At 40.4% G+C, this 26692-nt stretch carries 21 protein-coding genes; 7 read left to right on the top strand and 14 right to left on the bottom strand.

Annotation, left to right across the window (positions count from 1 at the left end):
* Positions 1-43 precede the first annotated feature (43 nt).
* Positions 44-2332, top strand: coding sequence for an NADP-dependent malic enzyme (locus tag IR083_RS24185; protein ID WP_194226224.1), 2289 nt, complete (start codon positions 44-46; stop codon positions 2330-2332).
* A 59-nt stretch (positions 2333-2391) separates the two neighbouring features.
* Here the strand turns inward: IR083_RS24185 and IR083_RS24180 are convergent, their stop codons facing one another.
* The 6 genes from IR083_RS24180 to IR083_RS24155 are packed head-to-tail and all read right to left on the bottom strand — an operon-like array spanning position 2392 to position 8673.
* Positions 2392-3759, bottom strand: coding sequence for a DUF58 domain-containing protein (locus tag IR083_RS24180; RefSeq protein WP_006800392.1), 1368 nt, complete (start codon positions 3757-3759; stop codon positions 2392-2394).
* A complete protein-coding gene (locus IR083_RS24175; protein WP_194226223.1) occupies positions 3723-4697 on the bottom strand; it encodes an AAA family ATPase in 975 nt (324 codons plus the stop codon). Before IR083_RS24175 ends, IR083_RS24180 begins: the two co-directional genes overlap by 37 nt.
* 10 nt (positions 4698-4707) lie before the next feature.
* Positions 4708-6087 carry a DUF4350 domain-containing protein gene (locus IR083_RS24170; protein ID WP_194226222.1) on the bottom strand — a complete coding sequence of 460 codons (1380 nt, stop codon included), beginning with the start codon at positions 6085-6087 and terminating at the stop codon, positions 4708-4710.
* On the bottom strand, positions 6077-6826 hold the full coding sequence (locus IR083_RS24165) for a hypothetical protein (RefSeq protein WP_317174795.1): 750 nt from the start codon (positions 6824-6826) through the stop codon (positions 6077-6079). Before IR083_RS24165 ends, IR083_RS24170 begins: the two co-directional genes overlap by 11 nt.
* Before the next feature lie 10 nt (positions 6827-6836).
* Complete coding sequence (locus IR083_RS24160; protein WP_006800388.1) at positions 6837-7724, bottom strand: hypothetical protein; 888 nt, start codon at positions 7722-7724, stop codon at positions 6837-6839.
* A complete protein-coding gene (locus tag IR083_RS24155) occupies positions 7711-8673 on the bottom strand; it encodes a stage II sporulation protein M (RefSeq protein ID WP_006800387.1) in 963 nt (320 codons plus the stop codon). The genes IR083_RS24160 and IR083_RS24155 overlap by 14 nt, the downstream gene beginning before the upstream one ends.
* Before the next feature lie 211 nt (positions 8674-8884).
* On the opposite strand from IR083_RS24155, the gene IR083_RS24150 reads away from it, so the two are divergent.
* Complete coding sequence (locus IR083_RS24150; protein ID WP_194226221.1) at positions 8885-9634, top strand: RDD family protein; 750 nt, start codon at positions 8885-8887, stop codon at positions 9632-9634.
* 63 nt (positions 9635-9697) lie between these two features.
* Here IR083_RS24150 and IR083_RS24145 read toward each other — a convergent pair whose 3' ends face one another.
* From IR083_RS24145 to IR083_RS24130, 4 genes are all read right to left on the bottom strand, one after another.
* The gene (locus IR083_RS24145; RefSeq protein WP_006800385.1) at positions 9698-9895 is read right to left on the bottom strand and encodes a hypothetical protein; all 198 of its coding nucleotides are present in this window, start codon (positions 9893-9895) and stop codon (positions 9698-9700) included.
* A gap of 94 nt (positions 9896-9989) precedes the next feature.
* Positions 9990-11531, bottom strand: coding sequence for a polysaccharide deacetylase family protein (locus IR083_RS24140; RefSeq protein ID WP_194226220.1), 1542 nt, complete (start codon positions 11529-11531; stop codon positions 9990-9992).
* A 16-nt stretch (positions 11532-11547) separates the two neighbouring features.
* The gene (locus IR083_RS24135) at positions 11548-12807 is read right to left on the bottom strand and encodes a glycosyltransferase (protein ID WP_006800383.1); all 1260 of its coding nucleotides are present in this window, start codon (positions 12805-12807) and stop codon (positions 11548-11550) included.
* Positions 12808-12901: 94 nt separating this feature from the next.
* Positions 12902-14869: a glycogen debranching enzyme N-terminal domain-containing protein gene (locus tag IR083_RS24130; RefSeq protein ID WP_194226219.1), complete on the bottom strand. Its 1968-nt coding sequence runs from the start codon at positions 14867-14869 to the stop codon at positions 12902-12904.
* A gap of 468 nt (positions 14870-15337) precedes the next feature.
* Between IR083_RS24130 and lgt the strand changes: the two genes are divergently transcribed.
* Entirely contained in the window at positions 15338-16393 is a 1056-nt protein-coding gene (lgt, locus tag IR083_RS24125) for a prolipoprotein diacylglyceryl transferase (protein WP_044216408.1), read from the top strand.
* 80 nt (positions 16394-16473) lie between these two features.
* Entirely contained in the window at positions 16474-17676 is a 1203-nt protein-coding gene (locus tag IR083_RS24120) for an FprA family A-type flavoprotein (RefSeq protein WP_006800380.1), read from the top strand.
* Between the two features lie 60 nt (positions 17677-17736).
* Here IR083_RS24120 and IR083_RS24115 read toward each other — a convergent pair whose 3' ends face one another.
* Positions 17737-19383, bottom strand: a complete 1647-nt coding sequence (locus IR083_RS24115) for a sulfatase-like hydrolase/transferase (protein ID WP_006800379.1) — start codon at positions 19381-19383, stop codon at positions 17737-17739.
* A 223-nt stretch (positions 19384-19606) separates the two neighbouring features.
* Here IR083_RS24115 and IR083_RS24110 point away from each other — a divergent pair, with 223 nt between their 5' ends.
* Complete coding sequence (locus IR083_RS24110; RefSeq protein ID WP_194226218.1) at positions 19607-20683, top strand: magnesium and cobalt transport protein CorA; 1077 nt, start codon at positions 19607-19609, stop codon at positions 20681-20683.
* Between the two features lie 68 nt (positions 20684-20751).
* Entirely contained in the window at positions 20752-21912 is a 1161-nt protein-coding gene (locus tag IR083_RS24105) for a tetratricopeptide repeat protein (RefSeq protein WP_194226217.1), read from the top strand.
* Between the two features lie 23 nt (positions 21913-21935).
* On the opposite strand, the gene IR083_RS24100 is transcribed toward IR083_RS24105, so the two are convergent.
* Both IR083_RS24100 and IR083_RS24095 read right to left on the bottom strand, forming a co-directional pair.
* Complete coding sequence (locus IR083_RS24100; RefSeq protein ID WP_194226216.1) at positions 21936-23351, bottom strand: DHA2 family efflux MFS transporter permease subunit; 1416 nt, start codon at positions 23349-23351, stop codon at positions 21936-21938.
* A 63-nt stretch (positions 23352-23414) separates the two neighbouring features.
* A complete protein-coding gene (locus tag IR083_RS24095) occupies positions 23415-23888 on the bottom strand; it encodes a carboxypeptidase regulatory-like domain-containing protein (protein WP_194226215.1) in 474 nt (157 codons plus the stop codon).
* 804 nt (positions 23889-24692) lie between these two features.
* Here IR083_RS24095 and IR083_RS24090 point away from each other — a divergent pair.
* Positions 24693-26027: a deoxyguanosinetriphosphate triphosphohydrolase gene (locus IR083_RS24090; protein WP_006800374.1), complete on the top strand. Its 1335-nt coding sequence runs from the start codon at positions 24693-24695 to the stop codon at positions 26025-26027.
* Positions 26028-26225: 198 nt separating this feature from the next.
* Here IR083_RS24090 and IR083_RS24085 read toward each other — a convergent pair whose 3' ends face one another.
* Positions 26226-26678 carry an RpiB/LacA/LacB family sugar-phosphate isomerase gene (locus IR083_RS24085; RefSeq protein ID WP_194226239.1) on the bottom strand — a complete coding sequence of 151 codons (453 nt, stop codon included), beginning with the start codon at positions 26676-26678 and terminating at the stop codon, positions 26226-26228.
* Between the last annotated feature and the right edge of the window lie 14 nt (positions 26679-26692).

Genomic DNA, 26692 nt, shown 5'->3' with positions numbered 1-26692 from the left:
GCTAGTTGATATAATTAGTAAAACTTATAAAAATCTTAAGATTATGCCTAAAGTTACAAGAGAAGCTGCTTTAAAGTATCACTCATCAGGCAGACCGGGAAAAATTGAAGTTATTCCCTCAAAACCCCACAGTACTCAAACCGATTTAGCTTTGGCATATTCGCCCGGTGTAGCCGAGCCATGTCTGGAGATAGAAAAATATCCTCAGACAGCTTATGATTACACAGCTAAAGGGAATCTCGTAGCTGTTATATCTAATGGTACGGCCGTTCTGGGATTGGGAGATATCGGTGCTCTGGCGGGCAAGCCGGTAATGGAAGGTAAGGGATTGCTATTTAAGATATATGGAGGAATCGATGTCTTTGATATTGAGGTGGATGAAAAAGATCCGGAAAAATTTATACAGACAGTAAAAGCAATTTCCCCTACATTCGGAGGAATCAATCTGGAAGACATAAAAGCTCCGGAATGCTTCGAGATAGAGCGACGCCTGCGCGAAGAGCTCGATATTCCGGTAATGCATGACGATCAGCATGGCACGGCTATTATATCGGCGGCGGCGTTGCTGAATGCACTGGATGTAACAAATAAGGACATTTCGAAAATAAAGCTGGTTGTGAACGGAGCAGGAGCTTCGGCAGTTGCCTGTACCAACCTCTATATGAAATTCGGAGTAAGGAAGGAAAATATAATTATGTGCGATAGTAAGGGGGTACTTACTACAAGACGTAATGATCTGAGTGATATAAAGAAATGTTTTGCGACCGATAGAGATATAACAACGCTGACTGAAGCCTTAGAAGGTGCCGATGTGTTTTTAGGTTTATCTAAAGCTGATGTGCTGACAAAGGAGATGATTCGCAAAATGGGTTCCGATCCGATTGTATTTGCTCTGGCGAATCCCAATCCTGAGATTTCATACGAAGAAGCAATGGCTTCCCGTGGGGATATCGTTTTTGCAACAGGCCGTTCCGATTATCCTAATCAGGTAAATAATGTGCTGGGATTTCCTTATATATTCCGTGGCGCGCTCGATGTGAGGGCTACAGGTATCAATGAAGAAATGAAACTAGCAGCGGCACGTGCTATTGCCGATCTGGCAAAGGAACCTGTTCCGGATGTTATTAATACAGCCTATGAGTTGAAGCGTCTGTCTTTCGGCAAAGAATACATTATACCTAAGCCCCTTGATCCGCGTTTGCTGACTACCGTTTCTGTTGCAGTAGCCAAAGCGGCTATCGAAAGCGGTGTTGCACGTAAACAGATTACCGACTGGGATACATATGCGAATAAGCTATCGGAGATGCTGGGTTACAGCAATAAGCTTATACACCGTCTTACTCATTTGGCTAAGAGTGATCCTAAACGGGTTGTATATTGCGAGGGTAACCATATCAATATGATAAAGGCTGCAATTTTCGCACATAAAGATGGTTTGTGCCATCCTATCCTGTTGGGAAGTGAAGATCGTATCAGGAATATTGCCGGTGAAAACGGACTTGAACTGAATGGAATACAGATTATAGATCATCGTAATATATCGGAAGATGTGAGGCGTAGCCGTTATGCAAAGATATTAAGTGAAAAGAAGTCGAGAGAAGGTATCCGTTATCAGGAAGCCTTCGAGAAAATGAGCGACCGTAACTACTTTGGTATGATGATGGTGGAAACAGGTGACGCCGATGCTGTGATAACAGGAATTTACAGCCATTATCGTGAATTTGCCCGTACTGCTCTGGAAGTTATCGGATTGCGGCCGAATTATAAGCACTTTGGAGCAATGCATATTGTACAAACAAAGAGAGGCCCTTATTTTCTGGCCGATACATTGATTAATCGCTGGCCGGAAGAGGATACTCTGATCGAAATAGTGAAACTGACTCACGACGCTGTAAAATATTTTGCTACAGAGCCGGTAATGGCCATGTTGTCATTCTCAAATTATGGTGCTGATGATAATGGTAGCCCTAAGAGTATTGCAAATGCTGTACGGTACTTCCATGAGAATTATCCTGAATTCAAGATTGACGGCGAAATGCAACTGAACTTTGCAATGAACAAGGAGCTAAGGGACAGGACTTTCCCTTTCAATGCACTAAGAGGTAAGGATGTAAATACATTGATATTCCCGAATCTGAGCTCTGCGAATATATCCAGTAAGCTGCTTATGGAACTCGGTATTGCCGGCGAAAGTATCGGGCCTATCCAGATGGGACTGCGCAAACCTGTACATTTCACCGATATTGAAAGTTCTGTACGGGATATTATAAATCTTACCACTATTGCTGTGGTGGATGCGATTGCGTCTCAGGGCGGAGAATTGCAGGAGTAGAAGTAGTAGGTACTAAGTATTGGGTAATGACTTACGACTTATTACTCAATACTTACTACTCATATCAGGCCTCTCGATTTGAACTCCAGATATTTATTGATGGAGTCGATTGTCAGATTCTCGGGCTTTGACAATATTGTATAAATCCCGTACCTGTTCAGTTCTTTTACAATAAGCAGTTTGTCATACGACAGTTTTTCAGCCATCCCTTTGCGGAAAGTTTCTTCCAGATTGGAAGGTGAGGTATCCAAAACTTCGTTAAACTCCGAGTTGAGGAAGAAAGCAACCAGTACCAGGTGATCTTTGGCCATACTGCTCAGGTATTTCAATTGGCGGCGCATGCTGTTTACTGTTTCGAAGTTGGTATATAGGATTATCAGGCTTCGCTGTGTCAGTTTACGGCGTACGGTGACATACAGGCGTTCATAGTCGGCTTCCTTGAAGTCGGTTTGCTGTGCGTACAGTGTTTCCAGTATCTTGTTTCGTTGACGGCGATGCTTATCGGCAGGCAGTATTTCGTCTATTCCTTTCGAGAATGTTATCAGCCCTGCTTTATCGCCTTTGTTAAGTGCTGTACTGCATACCATTAAGGTCGAATTGATAGCATAATCGAGCAATGTAAGCCCATTAAACGGCATTTTCATTGTACGCCCTTTATCTATAAGGCAATATACAGGCTGAGACTTCTCTTCCTGATATGTATTCACCATGAGTTGGTTCATACGGGCTGTAGCTTTATAGTTGATTGTGCGGGGGTCGTCTCCGAGTGTATAATGTTTTATATGGTCGAACTCCGTAGCATGTCCTATCCGCCTGATCCTTTTCACCCCGTAATCGGTAAGGCGGTGCGATGCAGCCAGCAATTCATATTTATGCATCTCGATAAACGAAGGATATACCGCCACATCCTTATGGTTGTCGAAGATATAACGTCTGCTGACGAAGCCGAACAAACCTGACACATAAACATTCAGAGCGCCAAATTGATATACTCCCCGCCGGGTAGGGCGTAAGTCGTAATAAAAGACCTCTGCTTTGTCTACTCCCAGGGAAGTTCTGAATATCAGATCTCTTTTCTGAAATTGGAAAGGTACTTCCTCTACTATTTTTATCCTGACTTTGAACGGATATCTGTTTGTAATAGAGAAAGATATTGTATTTTGGTCACCATTTGATAGCCTGTCGGGACAATTACGCGAACCTATTATTCCTTTCTTTTGACGAAAGACGGTGAATATATCCAGCAGGATGAATACGCAGAATACACCCAATACGAGCTGCATCAGGTAGAAATATTCATCGAAAATAAAGCATGCGAAAAGTCCTATCACACATAATGCCAGTGTAATAAAGAGCAGGTTTGTAAGATAGAGACTCTTAATAAACCGTATTACCGGGGAACCTCCGCTTTGTCTATCAATTGCCATATGATTGTATCGGTAGATGTACCGTCCATTTCTTTTTCGGGTGTTAATAATACTCTGTGACGAAGCACAGGCACTGCCATTTCTTTTATATCGTCAGGCGTAATAAAATCACGGCCTCTGATCGCAGCCAATGCTTTTGACGCATTCAGTATGGCCAGGGAAGCACGAGGCGAAGCACCTAATGTTATCCATGGACTCTGACGGGTGGCAGACACTATTTGTGCGATGTATTCGAGTAAATGATGTTCAACCAATACTTTTTCCACTGACTGACGCAAGCGGTTGAGTTTCCCGGCATCCAGTACGGCGTTTATACCTACATCTATAGTTAGTTCACCTTTGTTCTGGCGGTCTAGAATAGCGATTTCATCGACGATATTAGGATAATCCACTACTATCTTGAAGAGGAAACGGTCTAGCTGTGCTTCCGGCAGACGATAAGTACCTTCTTGTTCGATAGGGTTTTGTGTGGCTATTACGAGGAACGGATAATCCATCTTATATGTGGTACCGTCATTTGTAACCTGACGTTCTTCCATCACTTCGAACAAAGCGGCCTGAGTCTTGGCAGGAGAACGGTTAATCTCGTCTATCAGGACTATATTGGAGAATATAGGCCCTTTCTTGAATTCGAACTTAGCGGCTCCCGGCATGAAAATACTCGTGCCCAATACATCTGACGGCATCAGGTCGGGAGTGAACTGGATACGGCTGAATCCTACATCGATTGTCTTGGCTAAAAGCTTTGCCGATAATGTTTTTGCAACACCGGGCACGCCTTCTACCAGCACATGGCCGTTAGCCAGAATAGCTACAATCATTTGTTCTATCAGCTGATGCTGGCCGACAACAACCCGTCCGATTTCGTTTTTTATGCTTTGAACGCTTTGGCTCAATTCGGAGAAATCTATTCTCGACTGGAATTCTAAATCTGACATATATTTCTGTTTATTTGTTTTTTACGGTTCTGTAAAACTCTTCCAACAAGTTATTGTATCTCAGGAAGGGCTGCGTTTCAATAAAGGCTAAAGTGGATAGATCCTTATAGATATGGAATAATTCACTAAGTTTCTCTTTATTCATTCCCGATTTCGCGCTTAATACATTTACAAATTCGTTATCGATATTTTCGGTTGGCATGTAATAGTGTTTCCTGATGTAATCGAGAAAATATGCATGCCGCTTCGCCAATATTGTATTGAAATCCTTCTTTCGGTAATATAGATTACTTATTGTACCCAAAAACTCTAAGGATGAATTTACCGGGGGCTTAATAATTGGAATAGCTCGTTGGATGCGCTTCGACCGGAATAACATGAACAGCAGAAATCCGATAAGGATAACATACAATGCCACACGTAAAGGCGGATTATTTAACATTACCTTAAAATCGCTTCCTTCACCCAGTGAACCCTGCTTCTGGTATTCGTCCCAGATTATCTTGCTGTTTTTGGGCAGGTACGATAAACACCGGAACCCAAAATCGTACTTTCCGGTTTGAAGCATGTTCACATTTGCAAAAGCTGAAGGCACGGAATGCAGATAAATATGGCCTTTGCCATACTTAACATCGATGAATACGGTATCTTTCTTATTGTTAAAGGCCAAAGGTCTGACAGAGAGTTTACAGCTATCTGTATTGAATTTTACCTGTCCCTGAATACTGCCGAAACTGTATTTTTTTGCGGAGTGATCGGTAAGGTTGTAGACTGTATCTGTCTGGAAATATTTAGCATCCGTCTTTATTTTCAATGTATCCATTAGCTTTCTGTCTATTGTTTCGGCAGAAATAAAGACATTATTACCCAATCCTACAAAGTCCAGCATATACTCCATGTCAAGTTTATCAAGCGTAAAACTTGTATTTATGAATATATATGAAGTGGTGTCAGATATATTATCCAGATCGGCATACCATGAAGTGGGGTCATATTCTAACTCGGGTGTACTGTTGATTCCCACTTGCTCTTCTATATGACCTGTTGTGGAGTCGGTCTCATAGTCCGGATAATCCGAGACTGTTGATTCCTCGTATGTGTCAGAATAATCATTGTCTTCGTATGAGTATGAATCATCATAAGTAAGGTATTCTCCCACATTTTTATTCAGATTGTTATAAACTGGCATACGGGTGACACGTATATTCTTTTTATCGAAGATATCACTTAGTAACTGGTATGTAATATATGTGCCGTAAGGTCCTGTTTTAGAATTAATGAAAGTAGGAGACCAATCTACAGGCTTCGGAGCCTTAGACCTTGCGAATGAGAGTCCGAATAGTAAGAGGACAATCACCACAATAAGTGTTATCATCTTCTTATCTTTCATTGGCTATCGTTTTAGAGAAAGACTCCATCCGGTTATATATTACAGGAAAGTTCGTTTCGTCAGGGATAAATTCGCCGTACCATATATAGTCGAAAATGAGTGTCGTTTCGATAAAGAGGGAACGTACAGTCTGATTTTCTATCTCATACTGGTAACTGTAGTTGGTCTTATTTGGTTTCCACTCTATAATTTCCTTATCTGTCAGAAGTTTCAGATTTTTCAGATATAGGAAGCGTATAACAAGACGGTAATCTTTATTTTTCAACGCATTCGCTATCAGCGAATCGAAATCCATGTTGTGTACATTCTCAGTATAAATGTCGATTTCGGGCGTATCCATCTTTTTCTTCCCAAACACTGTTCTGAAATCCACGCCGGCAAGCTTCAATATAATCAGGCATATGATAACAATCAGCGCTATCAGGACTATAACTCCCGGAAAGCCAGATCTTGCTACAGCTGAGAATATATCGGCAAAGAGGTTGAAAAACCAATTTTTAACTTTATCCCACCATGATGGAGCTTTTTCTATTCTTTTGTACTGGAAGCGATTATCGTTCTGGTATTCTTTTATTTTAGCTTCATCGGGGATTCTGAAATCTACAGCTTCCTGTGCAGGAGGTGATGCTGTAAAGGCTTGTATAGTGTCGGTCTGCGCCGGAAGATATGAGAAAAGGCATACGAAGAATATAAATAATATACTCTTTATAAATGTTATATCTATCTTATTATTCAACACAGAGACCGGATTAATATGGGATGCTTGGAGGTGTATCGTTCTGGTTTCCTATACTGTCTATCTCAAATTCCAGATCGTTGCCTTCTATCTTGTTGCGATGGCTGTAATACATCACACCCATAGCTGTATACATGATTATATATGAGAATATAGATCCCACAAAGAGAATCATCATGGATAAGATGAAGAAGAAATCGTTGGCAAAAAATTGGACCTGAAACGTACTTGCTATCAACCCTATATAATAGGGTATGGCAAATACAGAACTAATTAAAGAGAGTATAATGACAAACACCAAGCCATAACCTAATGTTATCCAGAAATTATTCCTTACTAATTCGATGCTTCGTTGGAAACTATCCATAATACCTAGTTCTTCGTTGATATATGCATATAGATAAAATCCCAGATAAACCATAACAATAATACATGGTATAATGCACAGAACGAAACCTATCAAGAACGCCAGCCCAAAAAGAATTGAAGCGCCGAAAGCAGGCAGTGCTGTTTTGGCTACCTGTCTCCATACTTCTGCGTTGTTGACCACCCCGTCTTCCGACTTTACATAGTATGCTATATAGGTTATGGTAAATAGTCCCATGAGGAACATAGTAACTAGTAATAATATATAGGCTATTATTCCGCCAACGACAGAGAGGAAAGAATATTCATCGAAGAGCATATCCATCGCTCTCGTATTATAACTACCGGCTCCCATCGCATAATATATTTTGAACAGGTTCGGAAGCATAAATACCGCTATTAGCAATACTGGTATCAGATAGACCAGCCCTCTGGCAATAGGCCCAAAATTCTGCTTAATAAATTTTATTGCCATATCGAAATTGCCGCTAAAATCGCGGTTTCCGTTCAATCTGATTTTTTCATGTGTCTCCATTCACTTTTTTGTTTACGAGGTAAGGATAATAAATAAAATACCATATAATAAATAAAGCCGACAGGCATATTATTGTCAGTTTAAGATATACAGGCATATCTGTCAAGCGGGTAATATAGCTTTCTATAAAGGCAGCTACTACAAAGACAGGAACTAAACCTACAACTATTTTTACTGCATCTTTTACTGCTTTCTGCACGGCATCTATCCGTTTGTAGGTGCCGGGGAACAGGATACTGTTTCCCAAAACCATACCTGCGCCTCCGGCGATAATAATAGCCGATATTTCCAACGTGCCATGCAACCATATGATAGACGCTGATTCGCCAAGTAACCCGTATTGGTAGAAGAAGTACTGAAAAACACCCAGCATTACTCCATTAGAAAACATTATGTAAACTGTACCCACCGAACAAAGTATGCCGAAAATGAAAGCATAGAATGCTACTCTGATATTATTGGTTCCTATGCCAAAAAACATCCACCCTTTAGCATCATCTTTATATACGGCCATCGGATCACCGTTTTCTATGTTTTCGAGAGTCATGTTCACGTATCCCTGCCCGAGTACTACGCTTGCAAAGTTAGATTCCTGTTGCAGGGAGAAGATTCCTAGCAGTACACCTGCGAACATGAACAAGAACGCATAGAGCATATTCTTTCTGTACCTGTACATGATAAGCGGCAATTCGGTTTTCCAAAAACGAAGGAAACGGCCGTTCTCTTTTTTGCGGTATTGGTATATATTAATAAAGTAGCGACCTGCAAGCTGATTGAGATATCTTACCGTCTGCGATTTGGGATAGAAAGTACGTGCATACGAGAGGTCGTCTGTAAGTTCTATGAAGTTGTCAGCAAGTGTTTCAGCCGGAATATCTTTATTTTTGGTCTGACTGTCTATCTGCTGCCACTTATTCCTGTTTTCCTTAACAAAGGCGGCTTCTCTCATTAGTTTGTAGTTCGTATTTTGAATTATTATCGCAAATATAAGTCTTTGCCTAAAAAGAAAGAAAGAAATACCGTAATAATCATACAAAAAAATTAAATTTGTCAATTATAAATGATAGAGGGTATCTGGTGTTATGGTTTCTGGCTGTTATAAATAGAACACAAAATAGATACTGGTACCAACAGCTTGACACTTTATTTTATTTATCGAGATGATTATTGAAGTTCAAACAACACAAAATGTAACTATAGATTATGAAACTGCTGGCGTAGGACAGCGTATACTGGCTTATCTACTCGATCTTATTGCTATTGTTGTGTGGGTCATCGGTTGGTTTTGGATTTTGGGAACGGTGGCTTCTTTTGGTATAAATCAGGCTTTCAACGGGGATATTTTTGCCGTTTTTATTGTTATCATTATCTTTTTTCCTGTAATATTTTACGATTTACTTTTCGAAACGTTAAATAACGGACAGAGCCCCGGTAAAATGGTCATGAAAATAAGGGTTGTCAATGTTGATGGTACAGCTCCTACTTCGAGTTCTTTCCTCATAAGGTGGCTTTTTCGTTTGATAGACTTTTCCATGACAGAAGGTTTTCTGGCGGTAATCATGGTAGCTGTGACTAAAAAATCGCAACGTTTGGGCGACCTCTTGGCCGGAACTACTGTGATAGACCTGAAATTGAATAACCGTAACAGAGAATTATCTATTACTGATCTCGATTTCCATGAAGATTATAAAGTGACTTATATAGACGTTCTGGATAGACTATCCGATAAGGATATTCAGACTATCAGTTCTATAATAGAAGATCAGCGCATGCGCGACAGTGATTACTTCAACCAACGGTTGGCCGAACGTATAAAGTCCATTACAGGATATACTTATAATGGCCCCGACAGGGTATTTCTTCGTAAAGTGGTAAGTGATTACAATTATCTGGCGGTGCAGGAAATGTAAAAGATAAGACTATATGATGTAGGCAGAGTGGGCAAACATACCTTATCCCGTTTCTGGATCTATTTATAAAGCGTCGATCTTTGGAATTTTCGCTATTATTATATTATTCTTTACTATATGTTCTTCAGGCTTTAACCCTGAAACAACCCTTTTCATCCAACCTTTTTCTTCTGAATTGACTGTTGTGCCTGAAAATTCGTCGGCTAGAGATAGTACAGAAAAGCGTACCATTGAATAAACAGAATGCATCTTTGTTTTCATAGCTGGAATAGTTTGTTACTGTGACTAATACGTTCCTATTTATAAAGATGCATTCTGGTTTCCAAAAGTTGCAAGGGTATGAAATATTATTTATTTATTTTTTCGTTTTCACTTTAGTCGCAGGTGCAGGTTTCTTTTCTGCGGCTTTTGGCTTAGCTTCCGATTTTGCCTTTACTGCTGGTTTTTCTGCCGTTTTTTTAGCTATAGGCATAGCTTTATCAGGTTCAGTATTCACGTTGGTTGCCTGTTCAGCCTTATCCTCTGCTTTGACGTCTGCAACAGTAGTTTTTACTTTCGCTTCTTTTTTCGCAGGTGCATGTTTTAGAGGAGGTTTATCTGTAGCTTCGGGTGCTGAAACTTTTTTCTTTGCTTCCAGTTTCTTTATTTTATCTTCCAGCCTGTCTATTTCATCTGCCTGATTGTGAATAGTTGTCAGCAGGGCGTTCAATTCTTCGTTTTCGATCGAGCTAGGGAATTCAGCATCGACTCTTTCCTTGAAGTCACTCAGTACATTCATATAGGTGTTAAATGCTTCGTATGGAGAGCCATAAGGGCTGAACGGAAGGTCATGTTTTGTTCCCATATAGTAGAAGTGGTCACTCGATTGTAGATAATTCCAGTCTTGTAGCAACCTTCTGGATTGACTCATACCCACACGTTCAGCTACTTCGTATAGCTTATGAAAAGCTTCCTGTTGCAATGTATTACCCAACCATGCCGATATATCCCTTTCTTCACCTACCCATGATATCGGGTGCATAGACGAGATGCTGTCTACGGGTTTCAGCATATTAAGCACTTCGGAAGGGGTGGCAAATCCGATATTCTTTTCTGCTGCAAATCGAGGTAATGCTCTCATAAAATCGAATATACCCGAGCTTTTCTTCTGGAAATTACCCAGTGCCTCGTAATTCATAAACAGGTTAACTATCTGCTCTTCCTTAGGAGTGGCGGCAATCCAGTTGATAAATTTATCGGCGGTAAGCGGGTATTCACTCCAATTGTAGTTAGAGAAGCGGGTCGCGATATCGTCACTGAATCGAGGATTACGCATCAACAGTTTCAGTTTCGGTTGCACTGCCGATTTATATACATAGTTAGGGCTTTTCCAACCCAATGTCCTTTTTGCACCGGGAGTTATCATCCCTGCGAACCCCATATCGTAGACAAGTTCAGCAATGTCGTCCGAGTAAATCAGTTCCGTATTACGGAATATTCTTGGACGTTGCCCGAACAGGCTTTCAATTTTATCGTCGTGTTCTTTTACTTGCTTTTTAAACCCTTCGGGGTCGATAAGGGAAGCCAGTGAATGTCCTTGTGTTTCGGATAAGAATTCGACACATCCGGTATCGGCCAGTTCTTTGAATCCGTCGATTACTTCCGGTGCATATATCTCCATTTGGTCTAATGCCACGCCCGAAATTGAGAATGCAGCCTTAAACTTACCATTATATTCCTTTATCATTTCCAGCATCAATCTGTTGGCCGGAACAAAGGAAACTTCCGCTACCCGTTGAATGAAATCCTCATTGGCGAAATCGTCATAATAATAGTGGTCGCCTCCGATATTGAAAAACCTGTACCTTTTCAGGCGGTGCGGCTGATGTATCTGGAAGTAGAAACAAATATTTTTCATAATTTATATCGTTGTTTTATTTACACAAGTTATTATATATATCCCGTACTTTCTGTCCGGCATATTCCCATTTGATATTATCCACCTCGGCTTTCCCCTCTTTGCTGAGAAAATCAGCCATGGCATCATATGTACAAATAGAATATATGGCGTCAGCCATGGCATCTACATCCCAATAATCTGTTTTTATGGCTTTGTCCAGTATTTCGGCACAACCTGACTGTTTGGATATAATGGTAGGGATGCCGCACTGCATGGCCTCCAGCGGGGAAATACCGAAAGGCTCGGATACCGATGGCATTACATATACATCGCTGCGTTTCAACATTTCATATACTTGTTTTCCTTTTAGGAATCCTGTGAAATGGAACCGGTCCGATATACCCTTTTCGGCAGCCAGATACAGCATGCGTTCCATCATATCGCCACTGCCTGCCATAACAAACTGTATGTGCTTGGCTCTTTCCAGTACGCGGGCAGCTGCTTCCACAAAGTATTCCGGGCCTTTTTGCATGGTGATACGTCCGAGGAAAGTAACGACTTTGTCTTTTATCCCTTTTTCGGTGTTAATGGCAAGTATTTCAGGACTTAAAGGTTCTACGGCATTGTGTACTGTGGTTACTTTTGCCGGGTCCTGATAGTATTTTTCAATTACCGTCTGCCGGGTAAGATTACTTACACAAATAATATGGTCGGCATGATCCATCCCGTTTTTCTCCATCTGGTATACCTGCGGATTTACATTCCCGCGACTACGGTCGAAGTCTGTCGCATGTACATGTATAACCAATGGTTTGCCCAAGATGTTTTTGGCATGTATGCCTGCTGGATATGTAAGCCAGTCGTGAGAATGAATAATGTCATAATCGTGGGTGCGGGCTATTACTCCGGCCATAATCGAATAGTTATTTATCTCTTCGAGGAGATTGTCGGGATAACGTCCCGAGAATTCGATACAACCCAGATCATTGGTGTACATATAACTGAAATCGGCATAAATGTGATCCCGCATGTTATAATATTCCTGAGGATCCATATATTTTGAAAGCCTTTCGCTTACATAATCCCAATAAACATCTTTCCATACAACAGGGGTATTGCATGCCCCGATGATTTTCAGAAAACTCTGGTCTTCATCCCCCCTTGGCTTGGGTATTACAAATGTGATATCCATATCAGGCTGCATAGCCATACCTTTGGTAAGGCCATAGCTTGCAGTTCCGAGCCCTCCTAATATATGAGGAGGAAACTCCCATCCAAACATTAATGCTTTCATATAGTTTCAAAATTAAGCATTAATGAAACAGAGAAAATAGCAAGTGTCAATTTTCCTTCTCTCATTAATATTTTTTATACGGTTAATACTTTTCTTAATATTCATCTGCAAACGCTTTTTGTAGGTTTAATGCCCTGATAACCCCTGCCACACTGATGGAGTACGATATAGGTCCGTGCCCAAAATATGGGATACTGCCATCATAGAGAGCCGAGAGTGAGGCGATACAATCGTTCGACATCTCATCTTCTATCCCGATGAGCAGACGGTCGAGAAATGAATAGCCGCTCCGTTGGAATATTTTCAGGTATGCTTCCATATAGGGACCAAGCAGCCAAGGCCATGAGGCTCCGTTGTAGGCACTATGAAGTTTGTCGGTTATGGAACCTTCACAGCGCGGTCTGAATCCGATACTCTTTGGACTGAGTGATCGTATGCCTTTAGCTGTCAGCAACTCTTTGGTGACAATGTCTATTATGGATTTACTTTGCCGTTTGTCCAGAAGCGGGTAATCCTGTGATATAGCCAGAAGCATATTGGGTCTTACACTCCAGTCTACATAATTGCCTACTACATAGTCGTACAGGTAACCGCCATCGTTATAAAATACTTCCACAAATGAAGTTTTTACTATTTCGGCTAATAAGCCCATCTTCTTTTCTAGTTTGGCGTCTTCCTGATGACGGGCGATATCCTGATTAAACATTAAGGCGTTATACCAGAAAGCATTGACTTCCACCAGACAGCCGGTACGGGGTAGGGCATAGTTGCCTGCTCCTGCAGCATTGTTCATCCAGCTCGGGAACCCTACGCGATTGTCTATGCTTAGCAATCCGTTTGTCAACGGAGTAAGATTAGGGTGTTTCCCTTCTTGTATAAAAGCTACAATTTTGTTGACTAGAGATGCGTATTTGCTATAAAAACGTTCTTTTTCTGTATCCGAAAACCGTTTCAATCCCCAAAGTACCCAAAGCAGTACATCTGCATTATTTATATCTTTGAGAAAACCCGTCAGAGGTTTCCCTTGCATAAATGCCTCTATGGTAGGTATGGCAGTATCCATCACTTCTTCGAATGCATCGAGCTTGCCAAGACCGAGAGTAAGACCTGGGAGAGACATAAATTGTTCTCGTGCGGTAACGTTACCCCAAGGATATCCATTCAGTAGATATAATTCGTCTTTAGACGGACGGAAATAGAATTGGTGGCCGGAATTCTTGAGGCAATTGTAGAAGGAAGAACGTGGAGTACGTTCTTTTACACCCTCATCGAATAATGCTGATAATCTGCCTGTATCGGCATGGACGTCACTAGCTGAAAAAATAATGGATTCACCTTTTGTTATAGGTAGTTCGAAATACCCCGGAACGTATAAATCTTCTTTATACGGCAGGCCTTCTTCCTTATCTCTATCATATTCTATACCTTTATACCAATTGGGATCGAAAACAAAGTTCACCTCTTTGTTAAATTGCATGTACAATTCTGGATAACCGCTATACATACACATACTGATGCCGTTTTCTACTTCTTTATAGCCATGCTCGGCCACCGTGTTTTCTACCGTTAGGGTGTTGATCTCACGGAATGCAAGAAATGGTTTGAAACGTATGGTTGTAGGAGAATGTGCATCAAGGAGAGTATACCGGATGAAAATAGTATTGTCTTCGAGTGAAAACATTTTCTCCTTCGACAGGATCACTCCGCCAACCCTGTATATGGTACGCGGCAATGAGTCGCAACTAAACTCGCGGATATATTTGTGTCCCATAGGGCTGTAATTATCCCCGTCGTATTTATGTATTCCCAGATTGAAATCGGCTCCGTGTTGTATGACTGTTTCATCAAAAGAGGAAAGTAATACATGATTCGAATTGTCCAGTTTGGGTACCGGCATAACGAGTAATCCGTGCTGTTTGCGTGTGTTGCATTCTACCAGTGTAGTACAATGATAAGCTCCACGGCGGTTTGTCCTGAGTATTTCCCTGCGCAGAGAATATTCAAGGTTGACCATCCGTGACTTGTCGAATTTGAGATAAGTATTAGTTTTGCTATAATCCATAATTTTTTAACAGTTATACTGTTTATACATAACTGAATAAGTCAGGATACTTTATCCAGAACCTATTTCTGATCTTAAAGATAGCAAAAATGTTAATGAATATTCCAAATTGCGCATAATGTTTATTAACATAAAAACAAATACGAAAATGTACGTTACTTAGTTGTACTTATTTAGAATTATTTTATATTAGATGCGTATTTTTATTTATAACAAAAGATATTAACTTTCAGTTTTTTAATAAAGCAGAATTGAGGTGTTTAGTGCAACTTATTATTTAAACAGGTTTTAAATGAATAGTATTTTTATATCTTTGTAATCCGAAAAAAAAGGTAGCTTAAGGTGGCGGAATTAATTGTTGCTTTGTTAAGTTTATATACAAGAGGTAGCAGAATTGAAACAATGTGTCATTAAATATATTCTTGTATTTATATATATAGAATCCTAATATAATTTTTTATGCTGGACATGCTTTCATTTATAACATGGGATGTAAACCCTGAAGCTTTTTCTCTCTTTGGTAGGGAAATTCGTTGGTATGGCATTTTATGGGCAGCGGGAGTTCTTTGCACAACGATAGTGGTGCAAAGGATGTATAAGTCGGAAAAACTTCCGGAGAAATGGTTCGATTCACTGTTCTTGTATGTGCTTACAGGCCTGGTTATAGGTGCCCGGCTGGGACATTGCCTGTTTTATGATCCAGTGTATTACCTGTCCAATCCCCTTAAGATACTGATGGTGTGGGAAGGCGGACTGGCAAGCCATGGCGGGGCGATAGGTATGACTATTGGTGTATGCTTGTATTCGCTCAAGATAACCGGGCAAAAGATGAACTGGAAACATCTGGGTGTATTTGCTCTCATCGGTCTGGTTTTAGGTGGTCTATGCCAATATATCTATGGGCTGACAGCCAGTTCTTCTCCTTCTTTGGGTTTTGGTGAGTCCGCTTTTATGGGCTTCCTTATCGGGATTTGTGTATCTATGGTGTATACAACAAGAGAAATGACTGTAAAGACTCTGGACCGTCTTGTGGTTGGGGTAGCCATAGGGGCAACGTCAATCCGTCTGGGCAATCTCATGAATTCCGAAATATACGGAGGACCTACGACTCTGCCATGGGGTTTCAATTTTATCAGGGATCCTAAATGGCATCAGCCTCTCAATATGGGAGGATCGGGTGAATTGCCTTGCCATCCTACGCAAATATACGAAGCACTTTTCTATTTGTTTTTATTTGGGTTAGGTTTGTATTTGTATTATAAGACCAATGCAAGAAACAGAACAGGACTTATTCTGGGGATATCGCTTATCGGTATTTTCTTTTCAAGGTTCTGTATAGAGTTTATTAAAAATATTCAGGAACCGTTTGAGATGGAAATGATAGATACATTCGGTATTAATATGGGGCAGCTGCTCAGTATTCCGTTTGTAATCTGGGGTATATGGCTATTGTATAGTGCTCTGACAAAGAAAGAACCGGAGGCTGGCGCTATACCCAAAAACAGTAATGTGAAAAAGAAATAGCATAGAGGGGTTTCGGAACAACAGGTATTTACAAAAAAATAGTTTAATTATAATACACTACACTACTTAATCAAGATAGTATGTTAAAACCAATTCCAATAAAAGATGACTTATTCTATATCGGTGTAAATGACCGGACAAAGCATCTTTTTGAAAATCTCTGGCCACTGCCTAAAGGAGTTTCTTACAACTCCTATCTTATTTCGGATGAAAAAACAGCATTGTTCGATACTGTTGATATTTGCTATTCCGATATTTTCTTTCATAAACTGGAAATAGCTTTGAACGGAAAGTCGCTCGACTATGTGATTATCAATCATATGGAGCCGGATCATTCCGGTTCTCTCGGTCTGCTGAGAAACAGATATCCCAATGTAAAGGTTGTCGGTAACAAGCGTACGGCCGACATGGTGCAAGGCTTTTACGGTATAACTGACGGTGTGATGGTGATTGACGATGGAGACCAGTTATCTTTGGGTAAACATAACCTAGTCTTTAATCTCACCCCCATGGTACACTGGCCGGAAACAATGATGACATACGATACTACCGACAAGATTATCTTCTCAGGAGATGCTTTCGGTACATTCGGTACGCTGGACGGGGGGATAACCGATACACAACTGCATCCGGAACGCTATTATGACGAAATGATACGTTACTACTCTAATGTGGTAGGTAAGTTCGGTTCTCCAGTGCAGAAAGCTTTGGAAAAACTGGGATCACTGGATATAAAAATGATTTGTTCTACTCACGGGCCAGTATGGACTATCGATGAGCAGATTAAAAAAGTGATCTCTATCTATGATAAACTCAGCCGTTATGACGGAGACGAAGGTGTAGTGATAGCTTATGGAAGTATGTACGGAAACACCGAGCAAATGGCCGAAACGGTTGCTTATGAGCTGGCTCAGCAGGGTATAAAGGAAATTATCCTGCACAATGTATCCAAACGTTCGCATTCTTATATCATCCGTGATATCTTTAAGTATAAAGGGCTGATTGTAGGTTCACCTACATATAACAATAAGCTGTTTCCCGAAGTGGAATACCTGTTGTCGAAAGTAGAAGGACGCGATATGAAACATCGTTATTTCGGATATTTCGGTTCATTCACATGGGCCGGGGCTGCCGTGAAACGTTTGGCTCAGTTTGCTTTGGATACTAAGTTCGAAGTGATTGGCGAACCTGTAGAGATGCGTCAGGCAATGCGCCACGATACCTATGATGCCTGTATTTCGTTAGGGAAAGCAATGGCTGACAGGCTGAAACAAGACAGATAAAGTCTTTAAATTATAAGTTATAAATGATGAGTTATGAGTCTCGTACTCGTAGCTCATTTTTTATTCTTTATACTCTTTAAATTTCTCCATTATTTCCTCGTATCTTTTTTCACCCACATAGCGTTCTTTAGCTTTAAATTCTTTGGAAAATAAACTTCTGGAATCGTTATAGTCCTTATAGTCTAAGCCCGCCAGATCTGAAAGGGAATAGATGAAATCTTCGGTAGAATAGGGGCGTTTATCGTCAAATATAAGATCAGCATGTTTTTTTCTGTACGATGGCGACATCCATATCATAAAAGGTATTTCGCTCATGGTTGGTGATACCTTCTCATATGCGTGCCCGGCAAATTCACGATAGTCGTATAATTCTTCCCCGTGGTCGGAGAAGTATATCATCACTGCATCTTCTTTCTGGCGGCCTTTCAGTGTATTTATGATGCTGCTTATTATGTAATCGTTGTATAGAACAGAATTGTCGAATTTGTCAATTGTCTTTTTAGCTTTGTCATCTCTGTAGGGTGCATCTGCAACCAGATTGTCCTTTTTATTATTGTATACAATATATTCTTTAGGGTATCTGAATTCGTAGGCCATATGATTGCCTATCAGGTGTATGAGTATCAGCTTGTTATTTCTGTTATTAGCACTTTCATCGAATATTTTGTCCAATACAGGCAACACAATATCGTCATGTTGCTTATATGTAGCTACATTGTATTTCTTTTTCGCCAGAGTTAGCAGAATATCGTAGCTGGATTTGCAGTCTTCACTGAATTCCTGATTGCTTACCAGATAGGTATCGTATCCGCTGCGGTTAAACAACTCGTAAAGAGATGGTTTTTCTGTGAAGTATTCCGGATGCTTCAGTTCGGACATAGACAGCACGGAACGCATGACCGGAATGGTGTGTACTTGTGGCGCAACAACGTCCTGATATACGATGAGGCTGTCACCAAGCTGGGATAGCAACGGATTGGTATTACGCGGGTAGCCATACAGCGACATATGATGTTTGTTCAGCGACTCGCCTATCACAACCACAATTGTAAGCGGAACAGTATCTTTCCGAAGAGTCTCTACTATATAATCTTCCTTCTGCCGCTCTTTTATTGTTTTTATTTCATAGCTGGTCCTTAGTTTGTAACTGACAAATGTTTTATAGAAGTTGACAAAGTAAACCGAACGGGAAACCCTGTTGATGCCGACAATACATAAGATAATGACAATGCTTAAAGAGAAAAGCAGTTTATTATCTGCTATTTTTAATTTTTTGAACGATTTCATCGTACAAATCATCACAATTGGGATTGCTGCATAAATCAATACGCCGGCAATGACCCATATACTTAAATAATGAGCGACAAATTCTTTACTTTCTTCGGGATTGGTTTCGAACAGGCTGGTTACACTGTTTTGTTCCAGCATCACCCGGGCAAAAAGAAGGTATGCCAGAAAGATAGAACCCGGAATAACCGATATAGCCAGCATTACCGAATATACAATCTTCTCCGATTTGGAACTTAGAAAGAGTGATAATACCCATATCGCTGCAAATAGTAATCCGCAAACCACAAATACAGCCACTTTGTCTATGAAGGTAAAGTTTTGAGCAAGAGGACATAATATTGGCACCAGAAGCAAGATGTAAAACAAGAAAAAGAATTGTATTTTCTTTCGTTTCAGTATATTTAATACCTCCCCCATTAATTGTACAGTTTATTAGGTTTAAATCTTTTAATAGTTAGTTATAGTTCTATATATGAAAGAGCATTTATATGTATCCGAAAATATAACAGTCAGTCATTGTTGTACTTGTATATACAATAAGTACGCTTACGACCTTAAATACCTCTTCAAAGAGTACAAATATAGTATTTTATTCTTACTTTTGATACAGCTAAAAATTGGTAATATCGTATAAATAAATATGAGTAAACGAACACCAAAAAGACTCAAAAATAAGTTACCCAGGAATAACTATCTGTTAACAAAACCTGCATATCTGGGAGATAAAGATATTCCTATGTCGGTAGAGTTGTTGCAATACGATTCTATGAGGATGGAAATAAAGAATATGTCTTTACAGACCCCTTTGAAAAGTAGCATTGACAACTCAAAAGTAAATTGGTTCAGGGTCCAGGGTATTTCTGATGCGGCAGAAGTGAACCGTATCTGCCGGGAATTTGACCTTCATGGATTCGATGTGAAAGATTTACTGGCCGACCAAAGGGTTGTGAAAATCGTAGCTTATGATAAGGTAACCTTTATACTGATGTCCTCTTTTTATCTGGAAAGCGATACTTCCAATATTGATGATATGCAGGTCGCATTTATTTTTGGTGAGAATTTTGTCATTAGTTTTCAGGAAGCTCTTGTCCCTATTTTTGAAGAAGTAAAACAGGATATTGAAGAAAATAATGGAATGATACGGCAGAAGAGTACGGACTTTTTGCTTTATATCCTTCTGAATGCCGTGAACTTATCCAATATCAACACCCTGATGACAGTGGAGGATAAACTGGCCGATATCGAAGACCAGCTGATAATGAGGAAAGATTCTGTCGATATCCTCCAGTTTATGCACCGGTGCAGGGTCAATTATATGCATATCAAGCGTACGGTGATAGCACTCAGGGAAGAATATAGCAACCTGCTGCATAATACCAATAAGTTGATAAAAGAAGAGAATATCGTCTACTTCAATGACTTTGACGACCGTATGCGTACGACATTGGGTGATCTGGCTTCATTCCATGAATCCCTGACTTCGTTGCTAGATTTATATTATAACAATAATAATCTGAAGATGAATGAAATAATAAAGCGTCTGACGATTGTATCTACTATATTTATCCCTCTCACCTTTATGGTCGGCGTATGGGGTATGAATTTTAAGTTTATGCCTGAGATAGAGTGGGAGTACGGTTATTTCTTTTCGTGGATAGTTTTGGCTTTGGTTGCCTTGTGTACCTATCTGTGGATGAGGAAACAAAAATGGTTTTAAAAGCCTGCTAACAGTTAGCTGTAAAATATTCGTAAACTAAAAAACTCGTAACTAATATATAAATAACGATGAAAAAAACAGCTTGTATATTATTAATTTCATTATTTATACTTCCTTTAAGCCATTCAGGTAATACTCTGTTTTCACATGAAAGTCAGGTTGTAAAGCCAAAAGACGACATAAAGAAAATGTTTGAGAAGGGACTCTATACCGAAATAATAGAAGAATATGGAAATACGCCCCGTACATCATCGGCTGAAGAATTATCGTACGTTGCAGAATCTTATGTAAGGCTGAACGACTACCCCAATGCTTCCCGATATGCTGATATGGCAATCCAAAAAGATGCGAAATCTGCACGTGCACTCTATGTAAAAGGCTCTATCAGCAGTGCAAATGGAAATCATACACAGGGTATAACTGATATACAAAAGGCTATAAGTCTCGCTCCGAAACAGGCTGAATACTATACCGGCCTTGGTGATATTTATTTTGCTCAGGATGATTATACAAAAGCTTTGACTAATTACAGAAAGGCGGTAAATATGCCTGATCCATCGGAGAAAGCCTTTTATATGATAGGTGCAGTATATGCTAATCAGGACAATGTAAAACAGGCATTGGATACTTTTTATGTGGCTAAGTCGAAAATAGAGAAAGACAAAGAATTATACGTTACTGTACTGAATAATATCGGAAAGATTGAGTTCGATAATAAAAATTACAAGGATGCATCTGAGGCATACAGGGAACTGACCGAATACTTTCCCGATGATTACTATTCTCTCGAAAAACTGGTCGAATGTTACAATACTTTAGGTTATTACAGTCGTGCAGATGTGTCGAAGGCGAAATTATATACTGCCTACGAGCAGGGCGAACTTTGGAATACCAGCATTGCAGATGCGTTCTGTGTCGACCATTTTACCGTAGGAGATAAAGACGTATCGGCATACGAGCGCTTCGAAGTATCACCATGCCGTACTATTACCAAATATATATTCTACGTGGCGGACAAAGATGGCCGCATCGATTCCACGATTACTCTCGAGTTCACTCCTGCCGAAGAGGAAGGTAAGTCCGGGCGTTTCGATCCTGTGATGCAGAAAGGAGCGGATAAATATGGCTTTAATGTCGTGTATGACGGCAATCTTACTTATACTACACTGCAATCGGTTGTAAAAGATATTATAGATGGTAAAGTTGACCCGAAACCTTATGTGAAGTAAATTACGAGAAGACGATATACTGTTTACTCATTTCTGTCCCTTTTCTTCACTCTCACCACATCTCCGGCGTCAGGGGTCAGTTTCGTATATCCATATAGGGAGACTACGCCTAATATGGCAACAAAGATGAATGCCAGACGGAAATCTGCAACCGAATAATGGCCGGTACTGCCGTTTATCATATTCGAGAATCGGAGGAATACTGCGCCCATAGCTATACCCATACCGGTCGACATTTGCTGTACTGTGCTGTATAGCGTATTGGCGGCTGTCATCCGTGGTTGTGGTATGTCTGCGAAGGCAAGTGTGGTAATGGCGCTGAACTGCATGGAACGGAACATCCCCGACAGGAACATGACCACCACGATTAATACGACTGGCGTAGTCGGTAGCAGGAGTGCCGTGAAGAATGTAAATACGGCAACCATAAATCCGTTGCTGATAAGTACTGTGCGGAAATTATAATGGCGCATGATCCATATCGTAGCAGGCTTCATAACAAGGTTTCCGGCCATGGTGGCAAGAAACAGCGTTCCCGATTCGAAAGGGCTTAGGCCAAATCCTTCCTGAAACATCAAAGGAACAAGGTAAGGTGCTACCCCGATTACCATGCGTGATATTGATCCCGTGAATATCGTAACCCTGTATGTTGGTATCCTGATTACCGAATAGTCTATCAATGGGTTGGATATATGCCGTGAATACCGGATATTAAAAGCCAGCAGACCAATACTGAACAAAATGACTATCCCCGAAACGTAGTATGGCACTTCGGTGCGGCTTAGTAATTCCACTCCATACATAAATCCGGCTAAGGCAAGCCCGCTGAGGACGAATCCCACAAAGTCGAAATGCCGTTTTACAGGAGTGTCGTCTTTTTCTTCGGGGATATGATGCCATGCAAGAACGACACAGACAATACTGATCGGTATATTCAGGTAAAATATCCAGTGCCAGTGCCAGTATGTAGTAAGGTAACCTCCCACCAGCGGTCCGAGTATAGGGGCAACCAGTGCAGGCCATGTGATATAAGCCATAGCGGTCACCAGGTTCTCCTTGGGTGTGGTTTTCAGTACAGCCAAACGGCCTACGGGCGTCATCATAGCCCCGGCCATCCCTTGAAATATGCGAAAGATAACGAACTGAGTCAGGTTCTGCGATGTACCGCAAAGGGTAGAAGCCAGTATAAAAAGAATTATAGATAAGCAGAATACCTTGCGTGTTCCGAAACGGTCGGCAATCCATCCGCTGACAGGGATGAATATGGCCAATGCAATCAGGTAAGATGTTACTCCGGCACTCAGGTGCACGACATCCGTCCCAAACGACTTGGCCATGGCAGGTACAGCCGTATTCACAGCAGTAGTATCAAGCCCTTGCATAAAGAAGGCAATAGCAACAATGAGGGAAACTGTGTAGGACTTGTTTAAAATCTTCATTTGTGAATACCGAATCTTAAAATTCGGGTGCAAAGGTACTACTTTTCAGGGAGAAAGCTTTGGTTAAACCTCTATATTAAACAAGTTTCTGTTGTTATATTTTCCTAAATTTTCGGCATTATACCTGATATCTTCATCATACCAGTCGGCTATATCTATCCCTGTAAGTACAGCGCCTCCTTCTATATCTAATTGGATGAAATTATGGTCGGTACATGTAATATCCAATCCGCAGGGAACAGCATATGTATAACCTCCTGCCGATTCGCCGTCGATATCATCCTGCGGTATAGCATATACAATGTATTTTCCCGGAATCACATTCTCAATCTTGTATTTTACTGTTTCCCCTTCTTCCGACTCATCAGTCAATAAGGTTATAGTGCTGCCTGTTTCTATGTTTTTCAGGCAAACATTCATTGCCGGCACATAATCGCTGGGGTAGTAAATAAATCCTTCTATAGATCCATATTTATTGCAGGATGTACAGATTATAAGTAGTAAACTTATGACAAAGAGGGCTTTTAGAGGTTTCATGGTTCCTGGGTTTTTAGTTTGGATAAAATACAAATGACTTATTAAAGATAGTTTCTTTTTCTATACGGAGGTATAATGGACAGGATAAATGCAAAGAAATTATCGATTCTAATCAATGGAGAATGATTTTTTAGTTTTTATTAACCATGTTTAGTTAAAATCTGACACATCTGACAGTTTTTTCATTATTTTCATCTTGTGTTTTTTATATTCGTTAACTATATATAGTTAAAAGGTAACACTGAAAACAATTAATAATTAAAAATTAATAATTATCTTGTCTCGCTGAGTAGAGCGAAGCATTCCGTTAACAAAAAAACTCCGTGTTACTCCTTTTACTTCGTGGTTAAAAAACTCAGCAAAGACGCTAAGGAGCAAAAAAGTAACAAAAGTAACACCTTTTTAGCTATTAGTTGATAGTTGTCAGTCAATAGCTTATGTACAAAACTTGACAAACTAGACACATTTTCCACTATTTTTTATCTGTCACTTTTTTCCTCTCTGTAAGTCCCCTTTGGGGATCGGGGGCCTATCAAAATTTCAAAGAGCTATCAGCTAACAGCTAAAGGCTACCGGCTAAATATATAGATAAATGATTTAGTTTTTGATAATGTGAATTAGTAGCTTCAATTACTTATTCGCATTCTTAATTAATTTCCGGTTTTCCTTACATTTTAACAATATAAGGTTAATAAATGAAAAACAGGAGGGTAACCTAACTGATAATATTTATAATTGACATAAGCAGAATATGTTATCCTGACTAAATTCGTTATCTTTGGCTACGATAAAAAAGGAAACTCTATGAACTGGCAACAACTCCTCTCTGCAAAACGTTTTGGAATGGAAAAATATCATGATGACAAGCATCATGACCGTACTGATTTTCAGCGTGATTACGACAGGCTTATATTCTCGTCACCATTTCGGCGCTTGCAAAATAAGACGCAGGTTTTCCCCCTTCCGGGCAGCGTTTTCGTACACAACCGTCTGACACATAGTATTGAGGTATCGTGTGTGGGGCGTTCGTTAGGAGAAATAATAGGCAGGGAACAGAGAAAAAAATATCCTGATTCTCCGGCTCATTTCGAAGAGATAAGCTCCATCGTGGCTGCTGCATGTCTGGCGCACGATTTAGGGAACCCTCCGTTCGGACATTCCGGAGAAAGGGCTATTACCAGCTATTTTAGAGAAGGGAACGGCAGGCATCTCGAACAGAAAGTGCGGGAAGAAGAAGGACGATGGGAAGATTTCACCAACTTTGAAGGGAATGCCAATTCGATCAGAATGCTGATACATCAGTTCAAAGGACGTCGTCCCGGCGGGTTTGTAATGACATATTCTACATTGGCATCCATTGCTAAATATCCTTACTCTGCACTTGCTGCCGGCAAGAAGGGAAAATTCGGCTTTTTCCAGGCCGAGGAAGACGATTTCAGAAAGATTGCCGATGGATTGGGAATGCTTTGCTTGCAAGAGTCCCCGTTGAAGTATGCTCGTCATCCGCTTGTATATCTTGTCGAGGCTGCCGATGACATTTGTTACAGGACTATGGATATTGAGGATGCTCATAAGTTAGGGCTGCTTTCTACCGAACAGACAAAGAGTCTTTTTATGAACTTCTTTTCCGAAGAGAAACAGGGAAAGATGCTCCGTACAATGGAGCGTGTGAGTGATATTAACGAGCAGATAGCTTACTTACGTTCAACTCTTATCGGATTGTTGGTAGATGAATGTACAACCGTGTTTCTGAATAATGAAGATATAATATTGGAGGGGCAGTTTGACGGCGCGTTGATCGATCATATATCAGCTTTGCCAAAGGAGGCAAATCAAGTAGCGAATGATATTAGCTATAGAAAGATATATAAAGCAAAGGATGTTGTAGATATAGAACTTGCAGGGCACCGTATCATCGGGTTTCTGCTCGATACGTTCATTACGGCTGCTACTGATGATAATCCAAAAGGTAAATATTCGGAGTTAGTATTGAGTCGCGTATCGGAACAGTTCGAAACCGATGCACCTACTCTCTATGGGCGTATTTTGGCTATATTGGATTTTATTTCAGGAATGACAGACGTATATGCACTTGATCTATATCGTAAGTTGACGGGTATGAGTCTGCCTTCTGTGTAAGTTCTTTTGAAGAAAATACAGCGAATCTGCATTATTTCTAAATTTTGAAGGGGTATTTAAACTTCTAAATAGTTAAAGGTAAAACTTCAATATCCTTTAAATAATTGAAGAATAAAGAAACTAACTTTAGATAATAAGATTGTAGGAAAATGAAAAGCTTGTTACATTTTAATAACAAGCTTTTGATATTCTTTTTCTTTATCCACAAATCTTATCAATCCTTCCCTGATGCCTCCCCCCTTCAAAATCGGTATTAAAGAAGACTTCGATCATATCATATGCTTCTTTCTCTGTGATAAACCTGCCCGGCAGAGTCAATACATTGGCATCGTTATGCATCCTGACGAGCCTTGCTATCTCCGTATTCCAGCATAAGGCGCTTCTTACATGCCTATGATGATTCAGTGTCATATTGATACCGTTGCCCGTACCGCAAATGGCAATGCCTTTGTCGCATTCTCCGCTGTCGATGGCCTCCCCCAGCCGATGGCCGAAGTCGGGATAATCGACACTCTGTGTACCATAAGTACCGAAGTCGGTATAAGGGATGCCCTGTTCCTTAAACAGGCTGATGATATATTCTTTCATCGGGTAGCCGGCATGGTCGCTGGCAAGGCCGATGGGTTTTGAGGGGATGGGAAATAAGCTCATGGGAAGCTCATGGG

Source organism: Dysgonomonas sp. GY75 (assembly GCF_015234155.1).
Taxonomy (GTDB): Bacteria; Bacteroidota; Bacteroidia; order Bacteroidales; family Dysgonomonadaceae; genus Dysgonomonas; species Dysgonomonas gadei.
Note: the sequence above shows the minus strand (reverse complement) of the source record. Positions and strands in the feature narration are given on the sequence as shown.